Genomic DNA, 24,288 nt, shown 5'->3' on the forward strand with positions numbered 1-24,288 from the left:
TCTACCTAATAGAAAAACTAAATCAAGTAAACCGACCTTTTGCAACGGTCTTAAAAAGTACAAACACTGAACCAGGTATATTCGAAAATGAAAATTGCTTTTTTGGAATATGCTGCCAAAAAATCCACTTCTAAAAAAGATGTCCTAACCATACTAAAAATAATGGAGGAAGTGTATACCAAGAAAAAAGCCCAATATTATTTAGAGGATCATATCACAAAAATAAACGGTTCGATTAAAAACATTTTGAAGGGTACTATAAAATAGCATTTTATACAAATGAAGTTAAGTTATTCTATATTTTATGAATTTTATGACTCCCTACTTTACAGCCTTGCCACCATATAATTCAGAGATAAAAGCTCTACCAACCAGTAACTGTATACCATAAATCACCCCGGGTAATAAAACCGATAGTAATATGGCTTGCTCCCTTACTAATATCTTTGTTATGCAGTGTTTTATATACCCTAAGACCCCATGATAAGCCTCTGTATATTCCAGATGATGAAAATATTCAAATACTAAAAAGGCTAGAATCAGTATCCAATAAAATACGAAGAGCACAAAAAAATGTTCTTTGTAGTTCTTTATTTTATGGATCATAAAGGGAGCTACCCACGAAATAATAGCAGCCGAAATAAGATAGATCAAATTAAAATATACAGGAATCCGAATCGAGAACAAATAGTCAAATTCTTCGATAACTAAGCCATGCACTATCATAAACGTTCCTATAATAGAAGCGTTTAAAATGCTACTGGCAATATGAAATTTAATTATGTTGTTCATCAAATATAAAAATAGGTGTTGCCTTTATCCTCTAATTCACGTCGTCCTCCAAGAAACCAGTTATGGCTGTCACATTTGACTACTCCCAGACTTTCATTATCTTGCCCTCTTCCTGCACCGATAGAACAAAACCCGTCATCCGCAAAAAAGTTCTTTTGTACTTCTGTTATGATTTCTACATGCCTAGGACTTCCTCCATATTTGAATACGACAATATCCCCGGCTTTCACTTCTTTATAACTGTTTCTTTTTCTTAAAAAAGATTGACCACTATATATCTGGTACGGATCAAAGTAGTGTTTGTTTCCCGAAATAAAATTACTACCATTGTACAGGTATATGGCATCCCCTATAAAAACATTACATAACCACAACCTTCCACTTCCCTCATTTGCCCAAAAAATACTATACAAATCATTTCTCCATGTACTAAGAGCATCCTTTAATTTGGATAAATGCGAAGTATTACGAATAACATCGGTAGCATCGTTTCTAAAACCTGCCAAAGTAGATAAGGTCATTTTTTGTTTGACCGATAACCTGTCCCAACTATTCCAACTGTCCAAAGAAGAAGGTTTTCTGGTTGCCTGATCCAGATTGGGATTTGGAGAAAAAAACCAGTTTTGCCCCCGTTGCTGGTACTTCCAATAAGAGTCCATGATATCGGTATCCCGACCTAGCTTTTTAGCTGCGGCAATTAAAAGTAAATTCATTTTAAGTAGAGTCTGTATGTTGGATCTAAGCTAAGAAAATTATACCTTTTTGCTTTATGGCAAAACCATGAACTTTTTACATGGTTTCTATTAAAACATTTGATAATCAGTATCTATACCGCAAAAAAAGATAATTTTACAATACGATACCTATGGTATCTCTGGAATTTTCTTTATTTATACAAACGGAATGATTGGTGGCTTTGTTCCAGAAGGGTATCCCCATGCGACATTTCGGGATTTGGAAGTATCGCTATCCAAATGTACAAAAGTCTTTCCCTCTCCAATTCGTTTAAATCCAACTAATTTTGCAGCAACCACCAATTTATTTTTAATTGCCGTATTGGGAATATGAATATCGGCAGCTTTACAGACAGGGATTTAATGTACCGAATTAGAAACCCTGCCCACCTTCGCATTCCAATAGGGAGTTCTCTCACCAGAGTTAATATTTTTAATATAAGATAGCCAGTTTTGCGTTCTAGTCCTGAAGCACCCCAATAAACCTGCGATCCATACAACGTCCTGAACCCTTACTATCCGGGCTTGTCCAATACCTGTAGGAATATCTGCTTCTTCTTTCTTTTTCTATTCCAAAGGGCGATGCTAATCCCAATCAGGCAAACAGTTGCAAAGGTCAGTTATATTGAATTAAAACTATTGATAGATCAAGAACTAGAAGAAATTGTTCCCTATTTCGCACTCTACGCTCATTGTAGGCGTAAACATAAATCAAAATTGAAAGTGCTCGAAAGTCACATTATAAGAAAGACCCAAAAGCTGAAGAGCTTTTTAAAAAACCTTGAAATTTCATTTAAACGTAACCTTATTAAATTTATAACAGCTTACCAATTTTATCTAAATACCTATTACAGTATTTTCAAAGTTAAAATAGTATTACATGATTTTATCAGTGATAAACTCAATGAAAATAGAATCTTAGGGATTACATGTAACTTCTTTTTTAATCAAATGTATAAAGAGCATCTTGAAATTTAATTGGTATAAGTTTTATAAGCAAATCAATACTTTAATAGATTGCATCCGATTGAAAAGGAATTACAAAAGGCACATCGTTCTGAGAAGAAATACAGAGGTCAAAAGCTTCACTTTGAATCGATTTAGAACACAATTAACCAAGAAAAAATCGTATGATCGCCTTTTCAAAAACATCAACAGTCAATTAAGTGCCCATAAGTTGATTGTTAAAACTGGTAAGACAAAAGTAGACGCTTCATTAACTCAAAGTGCTTTTTTCCCAAAAGATAAACCCAACACTAAAAGGATCTGTTCAATAAAAACTATGTCAGGTTTAAAATTATGAGGCTAGCCTAACTAGTGTCTGGTCGAAAATAAACCTTTTCGCTATTTTTTTTCTGGTTAGACCCCAAGTATTTTTTTATTATGGTAAATTCAAAACGCAAATGATATAACCTACTCTACATACAATGTATCTGCTTTCATTTCTTTGGTGATCCACTCTCTTAAAGAATTTGTTCGTATCACATTTAAACTATCTGACACCTGAAATCTCCACCTTGGAAAAATAACTTTTATGGTATCAACTTTTAAGAAATTTGATTTTTGTACCTCTGCATATCCTAACTCTGCAAGATCCGGAAAACGAATTTTTGCATCTTTAGCAATATTGGCGTAAGGCAACACATTTAATGGGATTACTTTGTTAGCCTCATTAAGCTGTGTTTCTAGCTCAGCAATCTTTATCTTTAGGTCTTCGATCTCATTTAACAATTTATCATTCTCTTTTTCTACCCGGTTTAATTGTTCTATCGATCTATCGTAAGCTTTGGATATTTGGTCAATACCCCTGGATTTGTTACCATTTATAGCCAAGGCAAAATTACTGATACTTGGATATTTTTTAATTTCATTTTGCAGATCACTTACCGTTGCTTCATTGATCTCTCCGTCAAAAAATAATTTAATAGCTTTATTGTTATAATCATAAAAATCTTTTCGCATATAAAGGTTCTCATTTGCTTCAATTTCATTTGCTATAAACGCTTTATAATCCCTCTCTGCATTGCTCTCGTTAAGTGTTACATAAAAGGTATATATTGCAGGAATCATTACCAATATTGCTAATAAAGAGGCAAATTGCGCAGTACGTTTTCTTTTTGCCGAATTAGCGTATCGCAACATCGGAAAACGCAATAATTTAGAAACTATAAATGTAGATAAAGCAATAAATGTAGCATTTATAGAAAATAAATACAATGCCCCTATGGCATACTCCAACTCCCACTCTGCAATACCATACCCTACTGTGCATAACGGAGGCATTAATGCTGTAGCGATAGCTACTCCTGCAATAGCATTGGCCATGGTTCCTTTTTTGGATTTGGCTACTATCAATGCCAAACCTCCAAAAACAGCTACCAATACATCCAAAATAGTAGGTGCTGTTCTGGCCTCAAGTTCTGGAGTAAGTTCTGTTAAAGGTGAAACCCAAAAGTATAACGTTGCAGTAAGAACACTTAAACCAACCATTACTCCCAAATTAACCAAAGACCGTCTTAAGGTATCAATATCATTAATTGCAATAGATAATCCAATGCCTACAATAGGCCCCATTAATGGTGAAATAAGCATAGCTCCTATTACTACAGCAGTAGAGCTAACATTAAGACCTATAGACGCTACAAATACCGAAAAAATAAGAATCCATGCATTATGACCTTTAAATGGAATATCGTTTTTTACATCTTCGATAGTTTGATCTTTATCTGTTTGCGATCGTATATCCAGTAATTCTTTAAGAAAAGTACTTACACTTTCAATAAGACCTTTGGCATCTCTTTTAACCGATTCTGCCATTTCTTCCTGATTAGCCCCGGATTGTTGGTTTGTATCTTCTTTCATGCTATTTTATATGTATTTTTCTCCGTATGTTTCTTTTACTTTTTTAAGTACTTCTTTTATATCCTGTTCTTTCTTTTTTGGATATATCAAAAGTACTTCATCTTTATCTACAATAATATAATCTTGCAATCCATCAATCACAACAATTTTATCTTTTGTTGTTCTTATCATATTACCAGATGCATCATGAGATAAAACTCTTGCATTAACCACCGCATTATTAGCTTCTGTTTTTTCTAATTTATCATATAAAGACCCCCAGGTTCCCAGATCGTTCCAATCAAAAATTGCTGGCAGGACATATACATTTTCTGCTTTCTCCAAAATTGCATAATCTATCGATATATTTTCTGCCAACGGGTATTTTTTTTGTATAAAATCGTTCTCTTGCTCTGTATTATAGACAAACGACCCTTTTTTAAATAACGTGGTCATTTCTTCTTGAAATTTTTCAAAAGCAGTTACAATACTTTTAACGCTCCATACAAAGATCCCGGCATTCCAAAGATAATTTCCTTTAGATATAAATTGTTTTGCTGTTTCGTAGTTCGGTTTTTCTGTAAACTGAACCACTTTTTTAATATTGACTTCATTTTCTATATCGTACTGAATATAACCATAACCAGTATTAGGAAAAGTGGGGTTAATCCCCAAAGTCATTAGTATATCTTTTTTAGAGCATGCTATAAAACTTTGTTCCAAATTTTTTATAAATGCATCTTCATCTTCGATCCAATGATCGCTTGGCGCTACAACCATTACAGCATCAGGGTTCTTTTTTTGAATTTTTAACCCCGCATATAAAATACATGGTGCTGTATTACGCATCGCCGGCTCTGTAACCACTTGTTGTTGATTGACCTCTGGCAGTTGTTCTAATACCAAATCATTATATCGCTCATTAGTAAGTATAAGTATATTTTCTTTTGGAACAATTTTAGATAAGCGAAAAAATGTGCGTTGGATCAAGGTTTCTCCTGTTCCCAACATATCATGGAACTGTTTAGGGAACCCTGTAGTACTCACAGGCCAAAATCTTGAACCTACTCCACCAGCCATCAAAATTGCATAGTAATCTTTATTCATAATCAATTTAATAGTTCGACTTCTGCATTTGGGTTAAATAGGTAAATTTTTCCTGTATTAAGCTCCACACACTCGTATCGCTTTACTCTCTTATCACCTTTTTTGAAGATCCTGCCGTTATATAATCTAAAGACACTTCCCAGGGGTAACTCAAAGATATAATTTTTATCATTAGCAGGATCATATTGTTTAAGGGCTAATGCTAATTTTTCATCTGTATCACTACTTGCTCTGGGATTTTTAAAATGATGCGCTATAACTGGTAATAAACGAGTGGGAAAAATCTCCGGATGAATATAAGGCAACATTAATTGCTGAAAAGTTTTTTTCCATTCGATACCATGGGGTTTAATATAACGCCCATATTTTTCAAAAGCTATCAAATGGGCTATTTCATGAATAAGAGTAATAAAAAACCTGTACTTGTTAAGAGATGCATTTACCGTGATTTGATGCCTGCCATCTGGCATTCTACGATAATCGCCATGGCGTGTAACTCGTTCATTAACAATCTTAAGATGCACATTACACTTTATAATAAGATCAAACACCTGATCTACTGCTCTTTCCGGGATATATCGTCCTAGTATCTCTTTCAATTATTAATTTTCTTTTTGCTCCCGCAAAATACAAAATTAAGCGCACCATAATGGCACACTTAATTCATTATTTTTTTACTTTCTACTCCATTTAAAATATGCAAAAACAAGGATTCCTATAATAAGTAAAGGCCAAATATAAAACAATGACAATGTTAGAGTTTCTATAACAGCCCATCCAAAAGACAATCCTTTTTTTGCTTTATCAAAAAAACCAAGGATATATCCTTCTGGCTGTTCTTTTGGGATTATAGTTTCATATATATCTAACTGGATAGTACTATAAACTACCTTATTACCTAAGTAGTTTAATCTGCCTTGGGCAGATTCTATCTCTTCCTGAAGTTTGCTTAATTTTTCTTCTGCCATTAAAACATCTTCTACTGTTTTGGCTTTGTTTTTCAAAATAGTTTCATAACGTTGTTTTACTTCAAACTTTGTTTTTAATCGTGAAGTTATATCTATATATTCTTCGGTTACATCTATGGTAGATATATTTTTAAACTCTACAAACTCTGCTATCCCACAAATACTATCCAAAACAGTATCAAAATCATTTTGTGGAATCTTGATTGTAAACCTGTTTTCTTTACTATAATTAGTGTTTGTAAACCGCTGGTCTGAAATGTATCCTTTATACTTTGTCGCTATTTTTTTTGCCAACAAAGTAGCTTCTTCAACATTTACAACCTTAATTCTGCAATTGGCTTCTTTAATAATTTTTAGTTCAAAATCTACATTATCCTTTTCTGTTTGCCTTGCATTAGGTTCTGCCTCTGACTTCTCCTCGATACCTTGTTTAACACCAGACAATCCAGACGTCTCTCCTGTTTCTTCTACCATGATGTTTTCTGTCTCCATCCGGTATTTGTTTTCCATTTTAGAGCAGGAATAACTTAATAATACTACTCCTGTAACAGCTATTATTCTGGATATTTTAACTTTCTTAGTTTTCATTTTTATATTTTTATATCGTTAAATCAAAAACAAACATAAAAGCTATTGTTATTTATTTATTGCAAAACGTATGTAAAGCCTTTGTAAACTATTTTACAAAAAACAAATCATTCATTATCAAAACATTACTACTATAACTTCAGACGAAAAAATACTGTTTGATATTCTTAAAAAAGCTGTAGCAAAACAATTTTTGCAACAGCATACCACTTCTGGTTTGGATATTTCTGAATGGAAAGGGCAAGAAATCATATTATTTAAAGAAGATTTACAAGAAAAAGTAAAAGGCACTATTAGTGAAAAATCTTTTTATAGTTATTTTAAAAGTTCTTCAGAAAAATTACCCAGAATAGATATCCTGAATTTATTATCACAATATTGTGGATATAAAAACTGGAATGATTTTAAAAGCAACCATCCTGCCTCTTCCCGTTCCCCAAAAAACAGGGATATCCAAAAACGGTTTGGGTTTGGGTTCGTATTTTTGGGATTTATTATATTAACAGTTATATACTTCTTAATTCCAAAAGAAAACACTTTTAGTTTTTGTTTTATAGATCAAGATAGAAATCGAACTGTTAAAACGCCTATTGATATTATAATCCTTAATAATGGGGAATCTCCATTTTATTCAAAAAGCGATAGTGTAGGATGTTTTATCTGGAAAACAAAGGATAACTACATTCATTTTATAATACAATCCCCCTATCACAAAACAGATACCATATATAGGACAGCCTCTTCAAAAAGCCCGGAAAACCTTCATATAAAAACTGATGATTATGCATTAATGCTTCATTATTATGCCAATGGAAAAATTGAAGATTGGCAAAATCGAAGAAAAGAATTAGCCAAAATAATTGCTGACAATGCAACTATTTTTCAGGTATTGCCTCATCGACTAGGTATCGAAATGTATACTAAAAAGGAATTTATAGATAAATTAACTACTCCCACGCAAAGCTTAAAAAACATTGAGGTTATAGAGTCGCAAAAATTAAATGAGCAGATCGTTAAACTAAAATTTCGGATAAAGTCATGAGAAAATTTATATACACTATACTTGTCTTGCTCTGTTTTGGATGTGCAAAAAATGCTTCTAAAATTATGAACACAGAAAATTCTGAGGCTTTTGAAATCTTAGAAGAAGAACCTACTCCCTATCTTTCAAAAACTGAAGCATACTCTATACTAATACAGCAAAAACTTCAGGAATATTTGGACAAAGCAGTATTGATGAAAACCAACCCTGGTTTTAACATTGAAACAGAAGGATATAAATTACTTTCAAATAAGCATAGCACCAAACTTAAACGTATTGAACTTATATCTCCTTTCGAAATCGTTTCTGATTCTGTAAAAAAGGTAGTAACAAAAGTTGTTTTAGAGCATCAAACAGATACTATCATCACCTATATTAAGACATCTGTAATTAAAATTGACGGAGAAGAATTACTATCTACTAAGATTTCTTTTGATACTATTCAAAAAAAACAATCTTAAGTTAAGTATTGTCCGCCAAAATCAACAAGCCTATAAGGGCATGTTTTGAAAATACATTTTGATTTTGAGCAAGCCAAAAAAATGCTCCTATTGTAATAAAGGTTATAAAATAAAAAAAGCATCCTGATAACCAGAATGCTTTTTAAATAATTTGTGTGTGAGAAAGAGTGTTTATTTAGCTCCCCACTCAGCAAGGGAGTCTTTGTTCATTTTAACATAGTCAGCATTTCCAGCCTTCTCTGCTAACTCTAACGAAGTTTTAGCTGCTTTTATTGCCCCATCCTTATCTCCGGATTTTGCATAAATCAAAGATTGTTGTCTGTAATGCCAAAAAGCAGGTTCTTTACGCAAAGAAATGGCTTTATCTATATGTTCTTTGGCTTTAGCTGTCTCACCAATTTCTTTATAAAATGTAGCGGCCTGATAGTGATCCCCATCAGACGGGCCTGCCATAGTTTTTTCAATACTTGCTATAGCAGCCTCTTTTGCCGGGGTTTCTATAGTAACTCCTACTTCGGTATTAGCCCAAATAAAGCTAAGGACAGCAGAATTTATAGTAAAATCACTAAACATTATAGTAAACGTTTCTACATTCATAGGTAATGTATTGGCTTTTACTTTTACACTTGCAGCCACCTTAGCATCATCCCATTTTTGAGGAGTTCCCCAATTGTTTGTGTCGCTATAAAAAATTACTTCCCAGTTTTCTTTACCCGGTTTAGTAAAAATTGCATAAGTACCTTTTTTAAGTTCTTTACCGTCAATCTTTATATCATCACCAAAAGTAATCTGTGTATTTTTATTGGCTCCTGTTCTCCAAAGTTTATCAAAAGGCACCAAATCTCCAAAGATAGTTCTTCCTTTCATACTAGGACGCGAGTACTCTACTGAAACATCTGTTAATCCAATAACCTGTTCGATTTTTGAAGCCGGACTTGGTTGTGGTGTTTTTACCTGAGCTTTGATCCCGAAGGATAATAAAGCAACAGAAAGAAATAAGACAATCTTTTTCATTGTGTATAATTTTGTTTGTTTTAATTTATTCTGTAACGAAAATAAGAATTACACTCTTGCAAAAAGTTAACAAAACCATAAAAATAAGAATCCTATATTTGTTAGCTTTTAAATAGAACAATGAAAAGATATATTTCTGAAGGTATAGGAACATTTAGCTTGGTATTTTGTGGTACAGGAGCTATGACAATTAATGAAATTACAGCAGGGGATATTACCCATGTAGGAATAGCAATCACCTGGGGGCTTATCGTAATGGCTATGATATATGCTTTTGGAGAAATATCTGGTGCGCATTTTAATCCTGCGGTTACGATAGCTTTTGCCTATGCCAAAAAATTTGAATGGAAAGATGTCCCAAAATACATTATTGCACAATTTATTGGTTCTATATTAGCAAGTAGTATTTTACTGTATTTATTCCCTCAAAGTGAATTTTTAGGTGGTACTATACCAACAATCGAACCGCTTAAAGCATTTGTTCTGGAAACATTGCTCGCTTATTTTTTAATGGTAGTAATTATTAATGTATCCTCTGGATCTAAAGAAACAGGTACAATGGCAGGTATTGCTGTTGGTGGGGTAGTATTATTGGAGGCTATGTTTGCCGGCCCTGTAACAAATGCATCTATGAACCCTGCCAGATCTCTGGGGCCAGCCTTATTATCAGGACATTGGGAGCACCAATGGTTATATTTTATAGCTCCGGTTTTTGGGGCTCTACTAGCCGTTTTGACCTGTAAAGCAACAAAATCAGAGGATTGCTGTAAGGATTGTTAAAATATATTAATAACTTATTTCTAAAATATCTATATTTAGGTAAAATTAATTGTTTTTAACATATATTTACTCTTTTTAGAAAAACCATACCCCCCTATGGAACATTTTACTAATGAATTTTGTGAAATAGAGCTACATGACAAATTCTCTATTCTTACAGTTAATGAAAATGTAGATTTCACATTACATAAAGCCTCTATAATAAGAGAAAAATTACGCGACTATTATAAATCTAAAGATTTTATAATGATTAGCTACCGTAAATACAAACATGAGATTTCTTCTGAAATATATAAAAAAGGGCAGCTTGATAATATGAAAGGGATCGCCATTGTATCCAGCGACAATAAAGAAAGAGATAAAGCTATAATAGAACAACCATTATATGGTAAATCTTTTACTTTTTTTAGCACACTCGAAGAAGCTAAATCCTGGGCTAAAAGTTTTTTTTGACCAAAATATGATCGTAATTTTATTATATAATCTTATATTTTTATGAGGATATATACAGTAATATCTATGGTGATATATCTACCTTAAATATAACTAAAAATGGTAAAAAAAATATGTGTGTTTTGGTATAGAAGAGATCTGCGATTAGACGATAATGCAGGTTTTTTCAAAGCTCTTCAAGACAAAAATCCTGTATTGCCAATTTTTATATTTGATAAGGATATTTTAAAAGAATTGCATAACAACGATGCCAGAGTTTCTTTTATCCATGAAAATTTACAGTCCATGCGCAAAAAATTGCAAGAACAACACGATAGTTCAATAGCTGTTTTTTATGGTAAACCAAAAAATGTTTTTCAAGAATTAATATCTCAATACCAAATAGAAACGGTATACACTAATCATGATTATGAGCCTTATGCACGAGATAGAGATAAAGAGGTTAAAGAATTTTTAGACAACAAAAACATTCGTTTTAATACTTTTAAAGATCAGGTGATTTTTGAAAAAAATGAAATAGTAAAGCCAAACGGAGACCCTTATCTTGTTTACACACCATATAAAAACAAGTGGAAAGAAATTTTTGAAGAATCTAATTTAAAAATATATTACACCTCTCAATACTTAGATAATCTAATAAAAAACACAAGGCTCCCCAATATTTCATTAAGCGATATGGGTTTTAAAAAATCCCTTATAAAAATTAAGGGTTTTGATGTTTCGCCAGATCTTGTTCAAAACTATGAAGAAACCCGAAACTATCCTTCAAAAAAAAACGGAACCTCTGGATTGGGACCCCATCTTCGCTTTGGAACTGTAGGAATAAGAACAATCATGAAAAAAGCAATTGCCGAAAAAAATGAAGTCTTTTTATCAGAACTTATCTGGAGAGAGTTCTTTATGCAAATCCTGTGGCACTATCCCCGTACAAAAAATACTTCTTTTAAACCAAAATACGACAGAATTGATTGGATAAATAAGGAAGAAGATTTTGAGAAATGGAAAAAAGGGGAAACAGGATATCCATTAGTAGATGCAGGAATGAGACAATTAAATAAAACCGGATATATGCATAATCGGGTACGAATGGTTGTTGCTAGTTTTTTATGCAAACATTTGCTTATCGACTGGCGTTGGGGAGAAGCTTATTTTGCCGAAAAACTACTGGATTATGACATGTCTGCAAATGTTGGAAACTGGCAATGGGCAGCAGGATCGGGAGTTGACGCAGCTCCCTACTTCAGGATTTTTAACCCTACCACTCAAATCGCTAAATTTGACAAGCAACTTGCGTATATAAACACTTGGGTAAAAGACCTTAATGAGCTTACTTATCCACCACCAATGATAGAGCATAAAACTGCACGAAAACGATGCTTAAAAATATATAAAGAAGCTCTTAATCAATAATTCATTTTTATAACATTTCTTTAAAATTATAACCATAAGTTTTTTGTATTTTGTCTTCGTATAATCAATAAATCATAATATAATGAATACTCAAACAGTTGCAAATCGATTAGTTGAGCTTTGTCGTCAAGGTGAAAATATGCAAGCTCTTAACGAATTATATGATAACAATATCATAAGTAAAGAAATGCCGGGAAGCCCAAATGAAATAACTACAGGCATTGATGCTGTAATCAAAAAAAGTGAAGATTGGTATGCCTCTGTAGAGGAGTTTCATGGTGGTGAAATATCAGATCCGGTAGTTGCAGAAAACCACTTTAGCTGCTCTATGAAAATGGATTGTACTTTTAAAGAAAGTGGTCGTATGCAAATAGAAGAAGTATGCGTATACCAAGTAAACAATGGCAAAATAACCGAAGAACAATTTTTTTATTCCATGCCCCCTCAATAGTCTTATCCTAACAAACAGATAGCCTTAAAAACAATCTTGTAGAGATCAACATGCAGTTATCTGTTCCATCTTTATAAAAATATTAAAATGCAAGGAGCACAGCCGGGACCTATTTCTCTCATTAAATAGGTCTAGACTGTGCTCCTGCTTGTATAAACATTTCTTTATCCTTTTTTTTATCTTTAAAGAAATCTTTTTATTTGTTCTAAAGCAGGATTACGATTATCCTGTTTCCAAATAACAGAAAGTGTAGCTTTTTGAGGTATTTTTGGTATTTCCAAAAATTTTACCCCCAAATCAAACCCGTATTGCAATGATGTAGGAACTATTGCTACCCCCAACCCACTCTCTACCAGTTTAAAAATAGTCTGTGCATGCACCGATTTATGAGAAACTTTAGGCGTAAAACCTTTATCCTCGCATATACTCATAATTTTATCATAGTAAAGAGAACTATAATCCGAGGAAAATAAAATAAAATGCTGATCCGATACCTGTGCTATGTTTTTAAAATTCTTCTTCTCTAAAAAATGATTTTTTGGTAAAACCAATGAAAATGTATCTGTATGTACCGTTTTCATTTCTATTCCCTTAGGCACCCTTGCCAATCTAACAAAACCAAGATCTAGTTGATCTTTTTCTATCCCTTCAACTTGTAAGTGATTAGACATTTCTTCTAAGCTAAATTGTACATTAGGGTATTGCTCATTAACTTTTACCAATAATTCTGGGATAACCGTTTGTATAGCAGAACCCAAAAACCCTATTCGAATCTCCCCATCATTACCTTTATCTATTAAACGAGTTTGTTTTAGGGTAAAATCAATATGATTAAAAACATAATCCAATTCTTTTTTTAAATATTCTCCGGCAACGGTTAAACTTACTTTTCTCTTATTTCTTATAAAAAGAGTCACTCCTATTATTTCTTCCATTTGCTTAATCTGTCTGCTCAAACCTGGTTGAGAAATAAATAATCGATCTGCTGCTTTTCTAAAATGCAATTCTTCGGCTACAGCCAAAAAATAGGTAAAATGCCGTAATTCTATTTGATAACTCATAGTTATTAATTAATGACAAATTTAGTATTTCTAATTATTAAAAATAGATATTAAATTAGTGCTAGCAAATAAAAACACGATAATGTCAGAAACAATACATCATTTTTTATACGGAGAAGATCATTTAACAGCAGGAATAGCTTTAAAAATTGCTCAAGGAAAAATCCAGGGGATTATTTCTGAAACTTCCAGAGAAAAAATTAAAACCAGCAGACAAGCTGTACTAAACATTGTAGAGAAAGGAGATCCTGTTTATGGTATAAATACAGGGTTTGGACCTCTTTGTACAACAAAAATTTCTAAAGAAAAAACGAACCTTTTGCAAAGTAATATTTTGCAAAGTCATAGCGTTGGCGTAGGAGAGCCCATTGATCCTGAAATCGCAAAATTAATGATGATTCTTAAGGTGCAATCTCTATCCAAAGGATATTCTGGTATTGCAGAAGAAACTTTAGATAGAATTTTATGGCATATTGATAATGATGCGATACCTGTTGTTCCCAGTCAGGGATCAGTTGGAGCATCAGGAGATTTAGCTCCTTTATCTCATCTTTTTCTACCTTTATTAGGATTAGGAAAAGTAGTTTACCACAATAAAACTATTACTACAGCAGAATTATTTATAGAAACTGGAATAAAACCTGTTGATTTAGGTCCAAAAGAAGGACTAGCTCTTATAAACGGAACACAGTTTATTGCAGCACACGCAGTACAAGTAGTAGCCAAACTGCATAGTTGCTTATCACAAGCTGATATTATCGGTGCAATGATGATAGAAGGGTTGCAAGGATCTGTAAAACCATTTTTTGAAGAACTACATCAACTACGTCCTTTTAAGGGCAATATACATGTTGCTTCCAGAATAAAATCACTACTAAAGGGATCTGAAATAATGGAAGATCATATCGATTGTGAAAGAGTCCAGGATCCTTATTCACTTCGATGTATGCCACAGGTTCATGGTGCATCCAGAAATGCATGGTTACATTTAAAAGAGCTTTTGGAGGTTGAATTGAATTCTGTAACCGACAACCCTATTATTATTAATGAAGAGCTTACCATTAGCGGAGGTAGTTTTCATGGGCAACCCTTGGCAATGGCAATAGACTATGCATGTCTGGCAGCTTCAGAACTTGGTAATATCTCTGATCGAAGAATATACTTATCTTTAGAAGGTAACTCTCCCGGAGTTCCTAAACTATTAATGTCGGATACTGGTATTAATTCAGGCTATATGATACTACAATATACCACAGCAGCATTAGCAAGTGAAAACAAAGGATTGTGTTTTCCTTCAAGTGCAGATAGTATTCCTACTTCACTCGGTCAGGAAGACCATGTAAGTATGGGATCTATAGGAGGAAGAAAAGCTTTACGAGTTATTGATAACCTAGAAAAAATACTGGCTATAGAACTTTTAACCGCTGCACAAGCATTTGAGTTCAGAAAACCATTAAAATCCGGGATAATTTTGGATGAAATTCACAAAAAAGTGCGTGAAACGGTCTCTTTTGCAGATAAAGACCGTGTATTTGCCGATGATATCGAAAAAGGAATTGAAATAATTAAAAACAGAACAATTATTAATATCGCTAGCCAAATAGCAGAAAAAGAACAGGTATCTATAGAAACCCCGTTTTCAAATGAATTTGAAGTTTATTAAAACGATACTATAATTTAATTAAAAACAAGACAGATTTTTTTCATTTAAGAAATGGTATACATCCAGTTCATTACTAAAAATACAATATGAAACAGTATAAACTAATAGGTCCAATCACACAACTTATCTCTTTGGAAACTATAAAAACCAAAGGCTCTGTAAAAGATCAGGATCTAACTATCATAGAAAAAGCAGGTATACTTATTGAAGGCGAAAAAATACATACTATTGGTTTATTTTCAGATTTAAAAGAAAAAGCAGATAAAAATACAACAGAAATTATAGAACTACGCACAGATTATGTGTGTACTCCGGGATTTATAGATGCACATACACATATCTGTTTTTCGGGATCAAGAGCTAATGACTATGCAATGCGAAATGCAGGAAAATCTTATCTTGAAATAGCAAAAGCTGGTGGTGGTATTTGGGATACGGTAACCCAAACCAGAAAAGCTACTATGCAAGAACTCTCTGGTGGTATAGTAAAAAGAGCCAATACACTATTAAAAAATGGAATTACAACGGTGGAAGTAAAAAGCGGATATGGCTTATCTGTAGAAGAAGAGCTCAAAATGCTGCGAGCTATAAAAAATGCCCGCCCAGAAACAAAAACAGATCTAATTACCACTTGTCTTGCAGCACACATGTTACCAAAAGACTATACAGGGAACCATAAAGAATATCTCGAAGAAATCAGTACTACCCTATTTCCTGTTTTAAAAGAAGAAAAACTAGCAAATAGAATTGATGCTTTTATAGAGCAAAGTGCTTTTTCTCCATCTCATATTTATCCTTATTTTGAAAAAGCAAAACAGATGGGATTTGATATTACTGTACATGCAGATCAATTTACCGCAGGAGGTAGTGAAGTTGCTGTAAAAGTAAAAGCAATAAGTGCCGATCATTTAGAAGCAAGTACCGATACAGAAATTGAAATGTTGGCAAACAGCAATGTAGTTTCTGTAGCATTACCTGGTGCATCGATAGGACTAGGATGTAGTTTTACTCCTGCCAGAAAAATTCTGGATGCAGGAGGAGCGCTGGCAATAGCAAGCGATTGGAATCCTGGTTCTGCTCCTATGGGAGATTTGCTTATGCAGGCTTGTGTTTTAGGAACTTTTGAAAAATTAAGTAATGCCGAAGTTCTTGCCGGGATAACCTCCAGAGCCGCAGCAGCACTTAATCTTAAGGATAGAGGAAAATTGGTTTCAGGAATGTTAGCAGATTTTAACCTGTTTCCTACCAACTCTGTTCATGAAATTTTTTATCATCAGGGTAAACTTGTTCCTTCGCAAGTATGGAAACGAGGAGTTTTAGTATCCTAAAACATTTCCTTTTTTTGCCCTCCAGAGTCGAATCGGAAGATGGATCTTAAGTATTTTTTTTTCATTTCGGCTCTGCTTAACCTAACTAAATTTTAATTTAAAACATATATCGATGACCTTTAAAGAACAAATACTACAAGGGATTCCTAAAATAGTACCAAAAAAAAAATCTTTAGATTCTAAAGTTAGTCGTGCTCCTAAACGAAAACAAATCCTATCTACTGAGGAAAAAAAATTGGCTCTTAGAAATGCATTGCGATATTTTCCTAAAGACTGGCATAAAGAACTTGCTGTGGAGTTTTTAGAAGAATTAAATACTTATGGGCGTATCTACATGTATAGGTTTATGCCAGAATATGAAATATCTGCTCGATCTATCCATGAATATCCATCCAAAACAAACCAAGCAGCAGGGATTATGCTAATGATCCAAAATAATCTGGATCATGCAGTAGCACAACATCCTTATGAGCTAATAACCTACGGTGGCAATGGTGCTGTATTTCAAAACTGGGCACAATATCTGTTGACTATGCAATATCTGGCAACAATGACAGATGAGCAAACTTTGCATATATACTCCGGACACCCAATGGGATTGTTTCCTTCTTCTAAAGATGCTCCAAGAGTAGTCGTTACCAATGGCATGATGATCCCTAATTACTCGAAACCAGATGATTGGGAAAAATACAATGCGCTTGGGGTTACACAATACGGGCAAATGACCGCAGGTAGTTATATGTATATTGGTCCTCAAGGAATAGTGCACGGTACTACCATTACGGTAATGAATGCTTTTAGAAAAACTTTACAACCAAAGGAAACTCCTGCCGGTAAAATATTTTTGACCTCCGGATTAGGAGGAATGAGCGGTGCACAGCCTAAAGCAGGAAATATTGCTGGTTGTATTACTATTTGTGCAGAAGTAAATCCAAAAGCTGCTACAAAACGTCATGAACAAGGTTGGGTAGATGAAATTATTGATGATATTAATGATTTAGTGACTCGTACTAAAAAAGCGATGGATCAAAAAGAAATTGTATCTATTGCGTACCAAGGTAATGTTGTGGATATTTGGGAGAAATTTTATGATGAAAATATTCATATTCAACTAGGATCTGATCAAACCTCTTTACATAATCCGTGGTCTGGTGGATATTATCCTGCCGGATTAAGCTATGATGAAGCGAATACTTTAATCAGCACAAATCCGGATGTGTTTAAACAAAAAGTACAAGAATCCTTACGCCGACAGGCAGATACTATAAATAAGCATACTGCCAGAGGCACTTATTTTTTTGATTATGGTAACGCATTTTTGTTGGAGGCTTCTCGTGCCGGAGCAGACATAATGGCAAAAAATGGAATTGATTTTAAATACCCGTCTTATGTACAGGATATTCTGGGTCCAATGTGTTTTGATTATGGTTTTGGTCCTTTTAGATGGGTCTGTACTTCGGGTAAACCAGAAGATTTGGATACTACAGATCAAATAGCCTTAGAAGTTATGGAATCTATTAAAAAAGTATCTCCAAAAGAAATTCAGCAGCAAATGCAGGATAATATAACCTGGATACGGGAAGCTAAACAAAATAAATTGGTAGTTGGTTCACAAGCCCGTATTTTATATGCAGATGCCGAAGGAAGAATTAAAATTGCCGAAGCTTTTAATAAAGCCATAAAAACAGGAAAAATAACGGCTCCTGTAGTTTTAGGCAGAGATCACCACGATGTTAGTGGCACAGATTCGCCATATCGCGAAACCAGTAATATATATGATGGCAGCAAATTTACCGCAGATATGGCCATACATAATGTTATAGGAGATAGCTTTAGAGGAGCTACCTGGGTGTCTATTCATAATGGTGGTGGTGTTGGCTGGGGAGAAGTAATTAATGGTGGTTTTGGAATGCTACTGGACGGCACAGAAGAAGCCTCCCAAAAATTAGAACGAATGTTATTTTATGATGTAAACAATGGTATTTCCAGAAGAAGTTGGGCAAGAAATAAAGAAGCTTTATTTGCTATAAAGCGAGAAATGGAAAGAACACCACAGCTTAAAGTTACTTTACCAAATATAGTAGATGACAAACTATTGGAAGATTTAATGTAAACTAGTTTGCTATATGAAAATTGAAATTATCAAATCCCGTACTTTTAAAAAAAATGCATGGTCAGGAGGTACTACTACCCAGTTTTTTATATATCCCTATTCTGCTGATTACGCAAAATTAAATTTTGATTTTAGATTAAGTATGGCAACAGTTGCGGTAGAAAAGTCTGTTTTTACCACATTACCAGGAGTATCCAGAAAATTAATGGTTTTAGAAGGAGAGATAATTCTGATTCATGAAAACAGATACCAAAAAAAACTGTGTAGATTTGATATAGATGAATTTGAAGGAGACTGGAAAACTACATCTATCGGAAAATGTACCGACTTTAATCTAATGACTAAAGAGGAAACCACAGGAGAATTAATTGTTTTTGATAGTAAACAAAATGAAAACTTAGAATACCTTATAGAAAAAAATCTGGAATGGCTATTTATTTATGTTCATTCTGGAAAAACTAAAATCAATATAGATAATACAATGTATATAATAGATCAAGGAGATTTACTAGTTGTTACTACTCCATCTATCACATATATACAAAGTATTGCCATTAAAGACACTACTTTAGTTGTTTCAAAAATAATGAACAAAAACAAGTATGGAACTATTTAAAATCAAAGAAGCAAAAGCACCAGTAGTACCAATTATCATTAGTATCCCGCATTCTGGAACAAAGTTCCCAAAAGAAATAAAAAATCATTATAAAAAAAGGATGCAAAAACATTTGGACGATACCGATTGGTACGTACATTGGTTGTACAAATTTGCTCCTTCTATGGGAATTACAGTTATAAAAGCAAATTTAAGCAGATGGGTCATTGATCTTAATCGAGATCCTGAAAGTGTACCTTTGTATACAGATAACAGACTTATCACTACCAATACCCCAACTACCGATTTTTATGGTAACAAAATCTATATTTCTAAAGAATTTGAGCCTGATCCAAATGAAATTAATCGAAGATTAGAAACGTATTATTGGCCATACTATAAACAACTCGAAACCTTGTTGGCAGAAAGAAAAAAGCAATTCGGAAAAGTACTATTATGGGATGCACATTCTATACGACACAAAGTAAGTACCATTCAAAAAGATCCTTTTCCTGATATGATTTTAGGAAATAATAATGAAAAAACAGCACATCCGGATATCATTAATTCGGCATTAAACGGATTAAAATCAGGGGAATTTGCTGTAAATCATAATTCTCCCTTTAAAGGAGGGCATATAACCCGCTACTTTGGTAAACCAGAAAATAATGTTCATGCTCTGCAACTGGAAATGAACAAAATTCTGTATATGGATGATAATGAAATTACTTATAATAAGGATCGGGCAAAAAAAGTACAGAAGATACTACAAAACACTATGGAAAGTTTAATTGAGGTCCTGAAATAATAAAAGTCGGGAGTCAGAAATCAGGAGTCAGGAGTCAGAAATCAGGAGTCAGGAGTCAGAAGTCGGGAGTCAGAAGTCGGGAGCCAGAAGTCGGGAGCCAGAAGTCAGAAGTCAGAGGTCGGGAGCCAGAAGTCGGGAGTCAGAAGTCAGAAGTCAAAACTCAAAGACTAAAAAACTAAAACACCAAGAAGCCATAAAAACAAATGAAAACATACTATTTTAAAGGAATATTACAAAATACAGGTTGGCAAGAAAACACAGCGATAACAGTTAATCAGGAAGGTATTATAATCAATATTACATCTTTTGATCCAAATATAATATCCAATGATCTAGTCAAAGGATTTGCTATTCCGGGGTTTCAGAATGCGCATTCTCATGCTTTTCAGTATGCAATGGCCGGTTTAGCAGAAAAACATGAAGGAATCAGTAATCCGGATGATTTTTGGGGATGGAGAGAAGCAATGTATCAGCTTGCATTAAGCATGGATCCAGAGCAAATGGAAACAATTGCAACTATGTTATATGCAGAAATGGCACGCCATGGATATACCAATGTAGCAGAATTTCATTACGTACATCACGATAAAAATGGAAAACCATATTCTAACCTAGCAGAAATGGGTAGTAGCTTAATCTCCGCAGCAAAAACCGCAGGTATTGGGATTACACTAATTCCCATTTTTTATCAAAAAGGCGGTTTTGGACAAGCTCCAAATGACAGACAAAGAAGGTTTATTTCTCCAACAATAGATAGCTATTTAAAATTATTAGATGCCAGTAAAGAAGCATGTAAATATTATGAACACGCAAATATTGCCATAGGGATTCATTCTATGCGTGGGGTTGAGCCTATAGATATTGCAACAATAGCAAAGTCCGGGCCACAAGATATACCTTTTCATATTCATGTTTCAGAGCAAATTAAAGAAATCGAAGACTCTATAAAATATCTAAATAAACGCCCAGTAGAATGGTTATTAGATACTATAGAGATGAACGATAGATTTCATTTGGTACACGCTACACACCTAACAGATAAAGAGATTGAAGGAATAGCTAAAAGCAAAGCAAATGTAGTACTTTGCCCCAGTACCGAAGGGAATTTGGGAGATGGTCTGTTCCCTTTACGTAAATATCAGGAAAAAGGCGGTAAATGGAGCATTGGTACCGATAGCCATATTGGTCTTAACCCTCTGGAAGAATTAAAGCTTTTGGATTATGGGCAAAGATTAATATCTCATAAAAGGAACACCTACTACTCTTCTATTCAAGGAGATTCAGGAATGTTTGCTATAGAAATGGCTACATCTTCAGGCAGAAAAGCAATGAATAATTTTACATCAGATTTCTTTAAGATTGGAGAACCATTAAATGCATTTGTTATAGACGACTCCTCTCCTTTATTATCGACAACTTCTATTAAAAACTTGTCCTCTACGATAGTATATGCTAGTGATACTTCTATGCAATTAGAAACAATAGCTTATGGCAAAGAAATTGTAACATCAGGAAAGCATAATTCTTACTATAATATTAAAGAGAATTTTATAAAAACAATGAGACAACTAAAAAATAGATAAGTTTTTTGATTTTAAAAAACACCATACTTTAAAATATATTTTTATAAGCTGTACTACTGCAATTATAAACTTAGCTCTGGCAATTAACCTATATTTCTTGTCTGTTATCAATTAATAATTTTTTTTAAACGAAAATCCTATAGATTAGTTTTATATAACTTAAAAATCTATTATGGATACATTGCAACAAAAGTTTAGAAATTTCAAAATTGAAAAAGAGCAATTAAAAAACATTAACGGTGGATTAGATACTTTTAAATGTTGGATATCTACAACATCTCTGCGTCCTACTACATTTCATCATGAAAAAGATGTTCGCCGATGGGAATCAATTTTTCCGCAAGGTAGATGTTACAAAATTCAGGAATAAATAAATCAACAACCCCGTGGTTAGCTCACGAGCTATGCTTCCGAAAAATATATTTTGTTTTCAAAGCAAACCCCGGGGAATGAAACCCTCTATGAGAATTAAATCTTTTGGTCAGGAACCAACAAGCCATAGGGAAACTTTGAGAAGTTTTCTCAAAAAATCATACTACTTTTTAAATTAAGTCCTTTAAATAAAATCACAATATATGATTTAAACCTATCTGTTTACAATACAACTAGTTATCAACAAATCAGTCATTATTTTGTGAGTTTTATGTTAATAACTTGTTGAAAAACCAGTTTTTACAGGTCACAAACCATTTAACCCGGATTATCAATGTCGTTTAAGTTAGCCTGTATCTTACTGAAGATCAAACATCTGCAAAATAAAAATACTCCTTTACTTCCCCCATGGATTCTAGCCTTTTATACCATTTTAACTTTGAAATAGTGCGTATAGAAACTGAATTTATTTTTTAAGTATTCAAGGCAAAAAGCTTGTGCCAGACTTGATCTGGTATCAAGCATATCTGTAGTTACGGTTATATTTTTTAACGAAGAACAGATGAAAAAGAAATAATTTATTAGTGCTGTTTCAAAGTTAAAATGGTATTAGTTTATCTTGAATGTAGTCGAAGAGCTAATGACAAGCAGAAAACATTTCTTTTCAGTCACTTTATTCATTATAAATAAGTTTTAAACCAAAGCCATCAGTTATTTAAAACCTTAACTTACCAACATTAATAAATACGGTATTAAATTTATTTTTAGTTTTATGAAAAATTTACAATTAAACAAAAACTGCCAACAAAAACATTGATAACAGGATACTTGGTAATACCTAATCAAAGAATAATTATACCGAGAGAAAAAAGAAACAAATAGATGAAGGTTGCCTCTATAAAAGAAATAAAGACAGAATTGAACACTCGATCTCATCAAGATTTAATAGAATTGTGCCTGCATTTATCCAGATTTAAAAAAGAAAACAAAGAGCTTATCACTTATATATTGTTTGAATCCACTAATGAGGAAGAATATATTGCACAAATAAAAATAGAAATTGATGAGCAATTTGAAATGATTAACACATCTTCTTATTTTTTTATAAAAAAAAGTATTCGGAAAATTTTAAGGACTGTAAAAAAGTATATAAAATACTCCAAAAACAAAGAAACTGAAATAGAATTATTACTACATTTTTGTAACAAACTAAAATGCATTACCCCTTCAATACAAAACAATACTGTTTTAAAAAATTTATATCATCGCGAGATTATATCTATTCAAAAAAAAATACAAGTATTACATGAAGATTTACAATATGATTATAACATAAAAATAAAGCAGCTACTAGTATAAAAATTGAGTTTATATAACCTTTTTTCCTAATAAAAAAATATTATATATTTTTTAAAACATTGATTGGTAATTTATTTTTATACTTTTGCCAACAATAAACATATAAAATATGTGTTTATTAAAATATGTAAAAAACACCTTGATGATGATCATTTAGATATTTGGCATTATCTTTGATTTTTATTAACTAATTTAAATTTTAACAATGAACAAAGGAACAGTAAAATTTTTCAACGATGCCAAAGGGTTTGGATTCATCACTGAAGAAGATTCTAACAAAGAACATTTTGTACACATTTCTGGCTTAATCGATGAAATTCGAGAAGGAGATGCTGTAGAATTTGACTTACAAGAAGGTAAAAAAGGATTAAACGCAGTAAATGTAAAAGTAATTTAATATATACTACTTAACTTTTTTTAAAACACAAACCTGTCATTGTTGGCAGGTTTTTTTTATATCATTTTTGACAGTAATACAAAACAAAAATAACCTACACAATTATTTGATAAACAGTGTTTTAAAAACAAAATATCATTAAAGAACTGCTTTTTTATGTATTGTTTAACTATATTACAAAAACTATAGTTTCTTAGTATAGTTTAATTTTGTCATTGAATTTTAATTCGATTTTTTTTAATAAAAAATATTTTTTACGGATTTACAATACAAAAATTTAACAATTGTTCGTAGCTTTAAGGGGCATTAAAAATAAATACTATATAATTAGGTTAATAAAATATATTAAAACCCATTTTTAATGTAGT

General features: G+C 32.8%; 24 protein-coding genes. 16 read left to right on the forward strand and 8 right to left on the reverse strand.

Features of this window, described 5'->3' with window-relative positions; all coding sequences use genetic code 11:
* The first annotated feature begins 87 nt into the window (after positions 1–87).
* Complete coding sequence (locus tag ACZIYX_RS11985; protein ID WP_462682483.1) at positions 88–267, forward strand: hypothetical protein; 180 nt, start codon at positions 88–90, stop codon at positions 265–267.
* Positions 268–321: 54 nt separating this feature from the next.
* On the opposite strand, the gene ACZIYX_RS11990 is transcribed toward ACZIYX_RS11985, so the two are convergent.
* The 6 genes from ACZIYX_RS11990 to ACZIYX_RS12015 all read right to left on the reverse strand — a co-directional run bounded on the left by ACZIYX_RS11990 (position 322) and on the right by ACZIYX_RS12015 (position 7,030).
* Positions 322–792 carry a hypothetical protein gene (locus ACZIYX_RS11990; RefSeq protein ID WP_462682484.1) on the reverse strand — a complete coding sequence of 157 codons (471 nt, stop codon included), beginning with the start codon at positions 790–792 and terminating at the stop codon, positions 322–324.
* Entirely contained in the window at positions 792–1,505 is a 714-nt protein-coding gene (locus tag ACZIYX_RS11995) for a hypothetical protein (RefSeq protein WP_462682485.1), read from the reverse strand. The genes ACZIYX_RS11990 and ACZIYX_RS11995 overlap by 1 nt, the downstream gene beginning before the upstream one ends.
* Before the next feature lie 1,434 nt (positions 1,506–2,939).
* Positions 2,940–4,388 carry a DUF389 domain-containing protein gene (locus ACZIYX_RS12000; protein WP_462682486.1) on the reverse strand — a complete coding sequence of 483 codons (1,449 nt, stop codon included), beginning with the start codon at positions 4,386–4,388 and terminating at the stop codon, positions 2,940–2,942.
* A 6-nt stretch (positions 4,389–4,394) separates the two neighbouring features.
* Entirely contained in the window at positions 4,395–5,474 is a 1,080-nt protein-coding gene (locus tag ACZIYX_RS12005; protein WP_462682487.1) for a mannose-1-phosphate guanylyltransferase, read from the reverse strand.
* A 2-nt stretch (positions 5,475–5,476) separates the two neighbouring features.
* The gene (locus ACZIYX_RS12010) at positions 5,477–6,073 is read right to left on the reverse strand and encodes a SprT-like domain-containing protein (RefSeq protein ID WP_462682488.1); all 597 of its coding nucleotides are present in this window, start codon (positions 6,071–6,073) and stop codon (positions 5,477–5,479) included.
* Positions 6,074–6,148: 75 nt separating this feature from the next.
* Positions 6,149–7,030 carry a DUF4349 domain-containing protein gene (locus ACZIYX_RS12015; RefSeq protein ID WP_462682489.1) on the reverse strand — a complete coding sequence of 294 codons (882 nt, stop codon included), beginning with the start codon at positions 7,028–7,030 and terminating at the stop codon, positions 6,149–6,151.
* A 193-nt stretch (positions 7,031–7,223) separates the two neighbouring features.
* Here ACZIYX_RS12015 and ACZIYX_RS12020 point away from each other — a divergent pair, with 193 nt between their 5' ends.
* Positions 7,224–8,072 carry a hypothetical protein gene (locus tag ACZIYX_RS12020; RefSeq protein ID WP_462682490.1) on the forward strand — a complete coding sequence of 283 codons (849 nt, stop codon included), beginning with the start codon at positions 7,224–7,226 and terminating at the stop codon, positions 8,070–8,072.
* Between the two features lie 65 nt (positions 8,073–8,137).
* Positions 8,138–8,533: a hypothetical protein gene (locus ACZIYX_RS12025; protein ID WP_462682491.1), complete on the forward strand. Its 396-nt coding sequence runs from the start codon at positions 8,138–8,140 to the stop codon at positions 8,531–8,533.
* A 171-nt stretch (positions 8,534–8,704) separates the two neighbouring features.
* Here ACZIYX_RS12025 and ACZIYX_RS12030 read toward each other — a convergent pair whose 3' ends face one another.
* Complete coding sequence (locus ACZIYX_RS12030) at positions 8,705–9,547, reverse strand: DUF2911 domain-containing protein (protein WP_462682492.1); 843 nt, start codon at positions 9,545–9,547, stop codon at positions 8,705–8,707.
* 120 nt (positions 9,548–9,667) lie between these two features.
* Between ACZIYX_RS12030 and ACZIYX_RS12035 the strand changes: the two genes are divergently transcribed.
* The 4 genes from ACZIYX_RS12035 (at position 9,668) to ACZIYX_RS12050 (ending at position 12,641) form a co-directional block, all read left to right on the forward strand.
* Entirely contained in the window at positions 9,668–10,327 is a 660-nt protein-coding gene (locus ACZIYX_RS12035) for an MIP/aquaporin family protein (RefSeq protein ID WP_462682493.1), read from the forward strand.
* A gap of 96 nt (positions 10,328–10,423) precedes the next feature.
* Complete coding sequence (locus tag ACZIYX_RS12040; protein ID WP_462682494.1) at positions 10,424–10,780, forward strand: hypothetical protein; 357 nt, start codon at positions 10,424–10,426, stop codon at positions 10,778–10,780.
* Positions 10,781–10,879: 99 nt separating this feature from the next.
* A complete protein-coding gene (locus tag ACZIYX_RS12045; protein WP_462682495.1) occupies positions 10,880–12,190 on the forward strand; it encodes a cryptochrome/photolyase family protein in 1,311 nt (436 codons plus the stop codon).
* Positions 12,191–12,272: 82 nt separating this feature from the next.
* On the forward strand, positions 12,273–12,641 hold the full coding sequence (locus ACZIYX_RS12050; RefSeq protein ID WP_462682496.1) for a SnoaL-like domain-containing protein: 369 nt from the start codon (positions 12,273–12,275) through the stop codon (positions 12,639–12,641).
* A 182-nt stretch (positions 12,642–12,823) separates the two neighbouring features.
* Here ACZIYX_RS12050 and ACZIYX_RS12055 read toward each other — a convergent pair whose 3' ends face one another.
* Positions 12,824–13,702 carry a LysR family transcriptional regulator gene (locus tag ACZIYX_RS12055; protein ID WP_462682497.1) on the reverse strand — a complete coding sequence of 293 codons (879 nt, stop codon included), beginning with the start codon at positions 13,700–13,702 and terminating at the stop codon, positions 12,824–12,826.
* 82 nt (positions 13,703–13,784) lie between these two features.
* Here ACZIYX_RS12055 and hutH point away from each other — a divergent pair, with 82 nt between their 5' ends.
* From hutH to ACZIYX_RS12100, 9 genes are all read left to right on the forward strand, one after another.
* A complete protein-coding gene (gene hutH, locus ACZIYX_RS12060) occupies positions 13,785–15,365 on the forward strand; it encodes a histidine ammonia-lyase (protein WP_462682498.1) in 1,581 nt (526 codons plus the stop codon).
* An 86-nt stretch (positions 15,366–15,451) separates the two neighbouring features.
* Positions 15,452–16,693 carry an imidazolonepropionase gene (gene hutI, locus ACZIYX_RS12065; protein WP_462682499.1) on the forward strand — a complete coding sequence of 414 codons (1,242 nt, stop codon included), beginning with the start codon at positions 15,452–15,454 and terminating at the stop codon, positions 16,691–16,693.
* Between the two features lie 112 nt (positions 16,694–16,805).
* Positions 16,806–18,806: a urocanate hydratase gene (locus tag ACZIYX_RS12070; protein ID WP_462682500.1), complete on the forward strand. Its 2,001-nt coding sequence runs from the start codon at positions 16,806–16,808 to the stop codon at positions 18,804–18,806.
* Between the two features lie 13 nt (positions 18,807–18,819).
* Positions 18,820–19,422 (forward strand): HutD/Ves family protein, encoded by a 603-nt coding sequence (locus ACZIYX_RS12075; protein WP_462682501.1) that lies wholly within the window; start codon positions 18,820–18,822, stop codon positions 19,420–19,422.
* Positions 19,409–20,209, forward strand: a complete 801-nt coding sequence (locus tag ACZIYX_RS12080; protein ID WP_462682502.1) for an N-formylglutamate amidohydrolase — start codon at positions 19,409–19,411, stop codon at positions 20,207–20,209. The genes ACZIYX_RS12075 and ACZIYX_RS12080 overlap by 14 nt, the downstream gene beginning before the upstream one ends.
* A 203-nt stretch (positions 20,210–20,412) precedes the next feature.
* On the forward strand, positions 20,413–21,792 hold the full coding sequence (gene hutF / locus ACZIYX_RS12085; RefSeq protein ID WP_462682503.1) for a formimidoylglutamate deiminase: 1,380 nt from the start codon (positions 20,413–20,415) through the stop codon (positions 21,790–21,792).
* A 172-nt stretch (positions 21,793–21,964) separates the two neighbouring features.
* The gene (locus ACZIYX_RS12090) at positions 21,965–22,162 is read left to right on the forward strand and encodes a hypothetical protein (protein WP_462682504.1); all 198 of its coding nucleotides are present in this window, start codon (positions 21,965–21,967) and stop codon (positions 22,160–22,162) included.
* A gap of 884 nt (positions 22,163–23,046) precedes the next feature.
* Positions 23,047–23,523, forward strand: a complete 477-nt coding sequence (locus ACZIYX_RS12095; RefSeq protein WP_462682505.1) for a hypothetical protein — start codon at positions 23,047–23,049, stop codon at positions 23,521–23,523.
* Positions 23,524–23,728: 205 nt separating this feature from the next.
* A complete protein-coding gene (locus tag ACZIYX_RS12100; protein WP_024769089.1) occupies positions 23,729–23,920 on the forward strand; it encodes a cold-shock protein in 192 nt (63 codons plus the stop codon).
* Positions 23,921–24,288: the final 368 nt, after the last annotated feature.

It is taken from the genome of Aquimarina sp. (assembly GCF_977115655.1).